Source organism: Streptomyces sp. CO7 (assembly GCF_053474865.1).
Window position 1 is genome coordinate 799,275 of sequence record NZ_JBRIOU010000004.1, and the last position, 6,968, is coordinate 806,242.

The window sequence follows — 6,968 nt, forward strand, 5'->3', positions numbered from 1 at the left end:
GCCCGCCGCCGTCCCCGTCGCCGCTTCCCACCTGCGACTTCTCCGGACCCGCAGTACGTTGTCAGTGGGCTGCGGTAGCTTCCGGAAGTGCTGGCGTTGCAGGCGAGGAAGCCGAGGGGCGGGTTGTCATGACCGACGTATCCACAGCGGCCGGAGCGGTGGACTCCGAGGCGATGGAGCGGTACCGCACCGAGCTCACCGGCTACTGCTACCGCATGCTCGGCTCCTCCTTCGAGGCCGAGGACGCGGTGCAGGACACGATGATCCGCGCCTGGCGCAGCCGCGACAAGTTCGAGGGGCGCTCCAGCCTCCGTTCCTGGCTCTACCGGATCGCCACCAACGTCTGCCTGGACATGCTGTCGGCCGGCAACAAGCGGGCCAGGCCGGTGGACCTGTCCGCCGCCACGCCGCTCGCGCAGGCCGCGCTGTCGCCGCGCCCCGACCACACCTGGCTGGAGCCGGTCCCGGACGCCCGGGTGCTGCCGGACGTCTCCGACCCGGCCGAGCGGGCCGTCGCCAAGGAGTCGGTGCGGCTCGCGTTCATGGCGGCGCTGCAGGACCTGCCGCCCAAGCAGCGCGTGGTGCTGATCCTGCGCGAGGTGCTGGCGTGGCGGGCGAGCGAGGTCGCGGAGTTGCTGGACACCACGGTGGCCTCGGTCAACAGCGCCCTGCAGCGCGCCCGGGCCACCCTGTCCGAGCGCGGCGGGGAGCGGCCGGGCGAGGTGTCCGACCCGCTGGACGAGGAGCAGCAGAAGCTCCTGGAGCGCTACGTCGCGGCCTTCGAGGGCTACGACATGGCCGCGCTGACGGCGCTGCTCCACGAGGACGCCATCATGACCATGCCGCCCTTCGACCTGTGGCTGCTGGGCCCGTCCGACATGACCGGCTTCATGACCACGGCCGGCGCGAGCTGCGCCGGCTCGAAGCTGCTGCCCGTGGAGGTCAACGGCCTGCCCGGTTACGCCCACTACAAGCCGGATCCGGAGCGCGGCGGGTACACCCCGTGGGCGGTGCAGGTGCTGGAGCTGTCAGAGGGGCGGATCGCCGCGATGCACTGCTTCCTCGACACGCAGCGCTTCTTCCCCCTCTTCTGTCTCGCCGGGCGCCTCGACGCCGACGGTCAGCCCGACGAGGCCGAGCAGGGCCAGTAGCGCGGGGTCGGGGCCGCGCAGCAGGACGCGGCCCTGGGCCCGCCGGGCGGTGAGCATCAGCCGCGCGAGCAGGTCGACGGTGCCGAGCGAGGGCCGCCGCACCGCGCGGACGTCGCACACCACCACGTCCGCGCCGCCGGCCAGCCCGGCGCGCGCGGCCTCGCACAGCCGGGCGACGCCGTCCTTCCCGACGGGCTCGCCCGGCACGCGCAGCACGACGGTCTCCGGATCCCTCATGCACGGGTAGACCGCGCGCGGCGGCGGGACTCATCGGCGGGTCACCGGCCCGCCCGCGCCCGGGGGAACCGTTGCTCCGTCTGCGGCGGGGCCGGTGGGTCGGCGGCCCGGACGGTGTGAGAGTGGGGCCGAGGGAGTGAGGTGATGTCGTGACGGACGACGTAACCGACCGGGCGGCGGCCTCCGGCCTGGACGAGCAGCTGCTGGAGAGGATGCTCGCCGACGTCCACGCGATCGTCCCGTACCAGCTGCCCGGGCTGGTGGACCGCTGCGCCCGGGCGTTGGGACTGAGCAGCGCGACCATCTACATGGTCGATCTGCAGCAGCGGGTCCTGGTGCCGCTCGACGAGCAGGACGACCGGATGCCGGTCGACGGCAGCACGGCCGGCTGGGCCTACCGCACGGTCTCGGTGCGGCTGGAGGAGGAGCTGGGCGAGCTGGTCGTCTGGGTGCCCCTGGTGGACGGCGCGGAACGCCTGGGCGTGCTGGGCGTACGGTCGGCGTCGATGGACGCCGTGCGGCTGCGCCGGTGCCGGCTGCTGGCCCACACGCTCTCCATGGTGGTCACCAGCAAGCGGACCTACAGCGACTGGTTCGTGGCCCGCATCCGCACCCGCCCCATGCACGCGCACACCGAGATGCTGCGGGCCTTCCTGCCGCCCCGCAGCATCGGCACCAACTCGGTGATCTCCACCGGGGTGCTGGAGCCGGCCTACGACCTGGGCGGGGACGCGTTCGACCACTCGCTGACCCGCAACATCCTGCACGCGGGCATCTTCGACTCCATGGGCCACGACCTGTCCTCCGGCCTGACCACGGCGGTGGCGCTGGCGTGCAGCCGCAACGCGCGCCGCTCCCGCGCCGACCTCTCCGAGGTGGTCGGGTCCGTCGACCAGGCCCTCGCCCAGTGGCTGCCCGACCAGTTCTGCACCGGCGTCGTGTGCCAGCTGGACGCCGACACGGGTGTGCTGCGCTGGAGCAACTGCGGGCACCCCGCCCCGCTGCTGATCCGCGGCCAGCGGGTGCTGGACAAGGCACTGGACCGTCCGTCGGAGCCGCCCATGGGCCTGAACGGCCTGCTCGGCCCGGCCGCCCGCGCGGTGCACGAGACGACCCTGGAGCCCGGCGACCGGGTGCTGCTGTACACGGACGGCGTCACCGAGGCCCGCAGGGGCGGCGACGAGTTCGGACTGGAACGGTTCGCCGACTTCATCATCCGCTCCGCCGCCGGCGGGGAGCGTCCCGCCGAGATCCTCCGGCTGCTGATCCACGACATCCTGGACCACCACAACGACCGGCTGACCGACGACGCCACCATCCTGCTGATCGAGTGGCAGCCCCGGCCCGCCTCGTCCGGCTGAGGCGCCGGAGGGGGCGGGCCCAGGCCGCCGGGGCCTGCCCCGGACGGGCGGCGTCCGTCAGCCGATGCGCTCCAGGACCACCGGCGGGGCGGTGAAGTCGGTGCCCGCGGCGGCGACGTCGAACGCGCCGTCCAGGGACTGAAGGGCGTAGGGGAAGCGCTCCGGGGTGTCGGTGTGCAGCGTCATCAGCGGGGCGCCCGCGGTGACGGTGTCGCCCGGCTTCGCGTGGAGCTCGACGCCGGCCGCGGCCTGCACCGGGTCGTCCTTGCGGGCGCGGCCCGCGCCCAGCCGCCAGGCGGCGACGCCGACGGCGTAGGCGTCCAGACGGGTCAGCACGCCGGAGGACGGGGCGGTGACGACGTGCTGCTCGCGGGAGGTGGGCAGCGCGGCGTCCGGGTCGCCGCCCTGGGCGCGGATCATGCGGCGCCAGGCGTCCATGGCGGAGCCGTCGGCGAGCGCCTTGGCCGGGTCGGCGTCGGGGAGGCCGGCCGCGGCGAGCATCTCGCGGGCCAGGGCGAGGGTCAGCTCGACGACGTCGGAGGGGCCGCCGCCGGCCAGCACCTCGACGGACTCGCGGACCTCGAGGGCGTTGCCGGCGGTGAGGCCGAGCGGGGTGGACATGTCGGTGAGCAGCGCGACCGTGTTGACGCCGTGGTCGCGGCCGAGGCCGACCATGGTGGTGGCCAGCTCGCGGGCGTCGTCCAGGGTCTTCATGAAGGCGCCGGAGCCGACCTTGACGTCCAGGACCAGCGCGCCGGTGCCCTCGGCGATCTTCTTGGACATGATCGAGGAGGCGATCAGCGGGATGGCCTCCACGGTGCCGGTGACGTCGCGCAGCGCGTACAGCTTGCGGTCGGCCGGGGCCAGGCCCTCGCCGGCGGCGCAGATCACGGCGCCGACGTCGTCGAGGACGGCGAGCATCTCCTCGTTGGAGAGGGAGGCGCGCCAGCCGGGGATCGACTCCAGCTTGTCGAGGGTGCCGCCGGTGTGGCCGAGGCCGCGGCCGGAGAGCTGCGGGACGGCGGCGCCGCAGGCGGCGACGAGCGGCGCGAGCGGGAGGGTGATCTTGTCGCCAACGCCGCCGGTGGAGTGCTTGTCGGCGGTGGGGCGGGAGAGGGAGGAGAAGTCCATCCGCTCGCCGGAGGCGATCATGGCGGCGGTCCAGCGGGCGATCTCGCGGCGGTTCATGCCGTTGAGCAGGATCGCCATGTTGAGGGCGGCCATCTGGTAGTCGGCGACCTCGCCGCGGGTGTAAGCGTCGACGACCCAGTCAATCTGCTCGTCGGTCAGCTCGGCGCGGTCGCGCTTGGCTCGGATGACGGTGATGGCGTCCATGGGACGGCCCCTTCTTCGCTTCGTTGCGGTGATCTTGCCTGCGGGCCGGCCGCTCGTCCCCGGGGGCACGGAGAGGATCCGCGCCCCCCGGGACGGGAGGGGTCAGGCCCCGGGGCCCTGGTGGAGGTGGCCCGGGCCGAAGGCCTGGGGGAGCATGGCGGACAGCGGCAGGACGCCCTCGGGGGTCTCCAGCAGGAGCTCGGCGCCGCCGAACTCGAAGAGGAGCTGCCGGCACCGTCCGCACGGGACGAGCACCGCACCCTCGCCGTCGACGCACGTGAAGTGGGTCAGCCGCCCGCCTCCGGTGCGCTGCAGCTCCGACACCAGCCCGCACTCCGCGCACAGGCCGATGCCGTAGGAGGCGTTCTCCACGTTGCAGCCGGAGACGACCCGGCCGTCGTCCACGCGGGCGGCGACGCCGACCGGGTAGCCCGAGTACGGGGCGTAGGCGCGGGTCATCGCCTCGTGCGCCACCGCCCGCAGGGCGTCCCAGTCGAACGCGCCGCCCGCCGCGGCCGTCGTCCCCGTCATCCGCCCTGGCCCTTGCGGTACGGCAGGCCGTCCGCCTTCGGCATCCGCAGGTGCTGCGCGGACAGCGAGAGCACCAGCAGGGTGACGATGTACGGGCTGGCGGTCACCAGCTGGGACGGCACCTCGGAGGTGTTCGCGTACCAGAGGTAGGTCGCCGCGGCGATCACCGCGGTGATCAGGGCCGGCAGGTACCGCCTGCGCCAGGCCAGGTACAGCGCGCCGGCCAGCAGCAGGAACGCCACCAGGAGCAGCAGGGCGTGCACGTTGCTGGTGCCGCCGCGCAGGTTGAGGCTGTCGGTGTAGCCGAACAGGCCCGCGCCGAGGGCCAGGCCGCCCGGCATCCAGTTGCCGAAGATCATCGCGGCGAGACCGATGTAACCGCGGCCGGCGGTCTGCCCGTCGAGGTAGACGTTGGACGCCACGATCGACAGGAAGGCGCCGCCGAGGCCGGCGAAGCCACCGGAGATGATCACGGCGATGTACTTGTACTTGTAGACGTTCACGCCCAGCGACTCGGCGGCCACCGGGTTCTCGCCGCAGGAGCGCAGCCGCAGGCCGAAGGCGGTGCGCCACAGCACGAACCAGCTCAGCGGGACCAGCGCCACGGCGACCACGGTCAGCGGCGACAGGTTGGTGATCGCGCCGCCGAGCAGGCCCGCGACGTCGGAGATGACGAACCAGTGCTTCTGGTTGAGCGTGAACAGCCAGTCGGACAACCCCGGCACGTCGAAGGTTCCCAGCGACTCGATCGGCGGGGACTGCTTGGAGGAGCCCTGCGGCACGCCCTCGAAGGTGTACTTCGACAGGTACCGGGCCAGGCCCAGCGCCAGGATGTTCAGCGCCACACCGGAGACGATGTGGTTGACGTTGAAGGTGACGGTGGCGATGGCGTGCAGGACGCCGCCGATGCAGCCGCCCAGGATGCCGAAGGCCACGCCGACCCACGGGCCCCACTGGTAGCCGGCCCAGGCGCCGAACCAGGTGCCGAGGATCATCATGCCCTCGAGGCCGATGTTGACCACACCGGCCCGCTCGGCCCACAGGCCGCCGAGTCCGGCCAGGCCGATCGGGACGGCCAGACGCAGCGCGGTGGACATCTGGCCGGTGGACGTGATGCCGTTCGCGCCGGTGATCATGCGGACGACGGAGACCAGGACGAGCGCCCCGGCGATCAGCAGCAGCACCACGGGCAGCGACATCCGGCGGCGGCCGGACTTCGCGGCCTGCGCGGGCCGGGACTTGGCGACGGTCGCGGTACTCATCGGGCCGCCACCTCCTTCTCGGTCTTGTCACCGTTGACGGACTTGCCGGCGGCGGACGCCGCGGCAGCGGCGAGCTCCTCGCCGACGCGCTTCTGCTGGCGGCGCAGACCCCAGACGCGGACCACCTCGTAGGAGATGACGACCGCGAACACGATCAGGCCCTGCATGATCGTGGCGATCTCCTTCTCGTAGTCGTAGAAGTCGAGCTCCTGGGACGCCTTGTCGAGGAAGGCCCACAGCAGCGCCGCAAACGCGATGCCGCCGGGGTGGTTGCGGCCCAGCAGGGCGATGCCGATCGCGGTGAAGCCGAGACCGGCCGGGAAGCTGAGGCCGTAGGTGTGCGCGTCGCCGAGCAGCAGCGGCAGGCCGGAGAGGCCGGCCACGCCGCCGGAGATCAGCATGGCGGTGAGCGTCATCCGCTTGGCGTCGACGCCGGAGGCCGCGGCGGCCTCCGGGGACGCGCCCGAGGCCCGCAGGTCGAAGCCGAACCGGGTGCGGTTGAGGACCAGCCAGTACAGGACGCCCAGGAGCACGGCGAGGAAGATCAGGCCGTAGAGCTCGCCGGTGTCGGCGCCCATGCTGATGCCCGGGATCCAGCCGGAGGGATGCATCTCGCCGGTCGTCATGTTGTTGCCGGACTGCACGCCCCAGGTGTCCTTCTGGGTCAGGTACAGGATCAGCGCGGTGGCGATCGAGTTCAGCATGATCGTCGCGACGACCTCGCTGACGCCGCGGGTCACCTTCAGCAGGCCCGCGATGCCGGCCCAGAAGGCGCCGGTGCACACCGCGGTCAGCAGCAGCAGCGGGACCTGCAGGAACGCCGGCAGCGCCACGTGGGCGCCGACCACGGCGGTCATCATGGCGGCGAGGCGGTACTGGCCGTCGACGCCGATGTTGAACAGGTTCATCCGGAAGCCGAGGGCGACGGCCAGGGCGGCGATGTAGTACAGCGACGCCTGGTTGACGATCAGCACCTGGACGTCGGAGAAGCCGATCTGCTCGGCCATGATGACGTACGGCTCGATGGGGTTGCGGCCGGAGACCAGCAGCACCACCGAGGTCAGCAGGATCGCCGCGACCAGGGCCATGAC

The 6,968-nt window shown here is 72.7% G+C and carries 6 protein-coding genes and 1 pseudogene; 2 read left to right on the forward strand and 5 right to left on the reverse strand.

What is annotated here, in order from left to right:
* Positions 1-128: 128 nt before the first annotated feature.
* A complete protein-coding gene (locus ACOV8S_RS16450) occupies positions 129-1,151 on the forward strand; it encodes a sigma-70 family RNA polymerase sigma factor (RefSeq protein WP_448318556.1) in 1,023 nt (340 codons plus the stop codon).
* Between the two features lie 30 nt (positions 1,152-1,181).
* Here ACOV8S_RS16450 and ACOV8S_RS16455 read toward each other — a convergent pair.
* A pseudogene (locus tag ACOV8S_RS16455) lies at positions 1,182-1,388 on the reverse strand (STAS domain-containing protein); the annotation flags it as partial.
* Positions 1,389-1,600: 212 nt separating this feature from the next.
* On the opposite strand from ACOV8S_RS16455, the gene ACOV8S_RS16460 reads away from it, so the two are divergent.
* The gene (locus tag ACOV8S_RS16460) at positions 1,601-2,749 is read left to right on the forward strand and encodes a PP2C family protein-serine/threonine phosphatase (RefSeq protein WP_448318888.1); all 1,149 of its coding nucleotides are present in this window, start codon (positions 1,601-1,603) and stop codon (positions 2,747-2,749) included.
* Between the two features lie 57 nt (positions 2,750-2,806).
* Here ACOV8S_RS16460 and ACOV8S_RS16465 read toward each other — a convergent pair whose 3' ends face one another.
* From ACOV8S_RS16465 to ACOV8S_RS16480, 4 genes are all read right to left on the reverse strand, one after another.
* Entirely contained in the window at positions 2,807-4,084 is a 1,278-nt protein-coding gene (locus ACOV8S_RS16465) for a thymidine phosphorylase (protein WP_448318557.1), read from the reverse strand.
* A 102-nt stretch (positions 4,085-4,186) separates the two neighbouring features.
* Positions 4,187-4,615, reverse strand: coding sequence for a cytidine deaminase (locus ACOV8S_RS16470; RefSeq protein ID WP_108954686.1), 429 nt, complete (start codon positions 4,613-4,615; stop codon positions 4,187-4,189).
* Complete coding sequence (locus ACOV8S_RS16475; RefSeq protein WP_448318558.1) at positions 4,612-5,877, reverse strand: ABC transporter permease; 1,266 nt, start codon at positions 5,875-5,877, stop codon at positions 4,612-4,614. The genes ACOV8S_RS16470 and ACOV8S_RS16475 overlap by 4 nt, the downstream gene beginning before the upstream one ends.
* Positions 5,874-6,968, reverse strand: a 1,095-nt coding sequence (locus ACOV8S_RS16480; RefSeq protein ID WP_448318559.1) for an ABC transporter permease, incomplete at its 5' end; no start/stop codon positions are given. The genes ACOV8S_RS16480 and ACOV8S_RS16475, both read right to left, overlap by 4 nt.

Excerpts from the sequence above, each read along its gene's own strand:
- ACOV8S_RS16450 (WP_448318556.1), top strand. The coding sequence starts at position 129 with ATGACCGACGTATCCACAGCGGCCGGAGCGGTGGACTCCGAGGCGATG.
- ACOV8S_RS16460 (WP_448318888.1), top strand. The coding sequence starts at position 1,601 with ATGCTCGCCGACGTCCACGCGATCGTCCCGTACCAGCTGCCCGGGCTG.
- ACOV8S_RS16465 (WP_448318557.1), bottom strand. The coding sequence starts at position 4,084 with ATGGACGCCATCACCGTCATCCGAGCCAAGCGCGACCGCGCCGAGCTG.
- ACOV8S_RS16470 (WP_108954686.1), bottom strand. The coding sequence starts at position 4,615 with ATGACGGGGACGACGGCCGCGGCGGGCGGCGCGTTCGACTGGGACGCC.
- ACOV8S_RS16475 (WP_448318558.1), bottom strand. The coding sequence starts at position 5,877 with ATGAGTACCGCGACCGTCGCCAAGTCCCGGCCCGCGCAGGCCGCGAAG.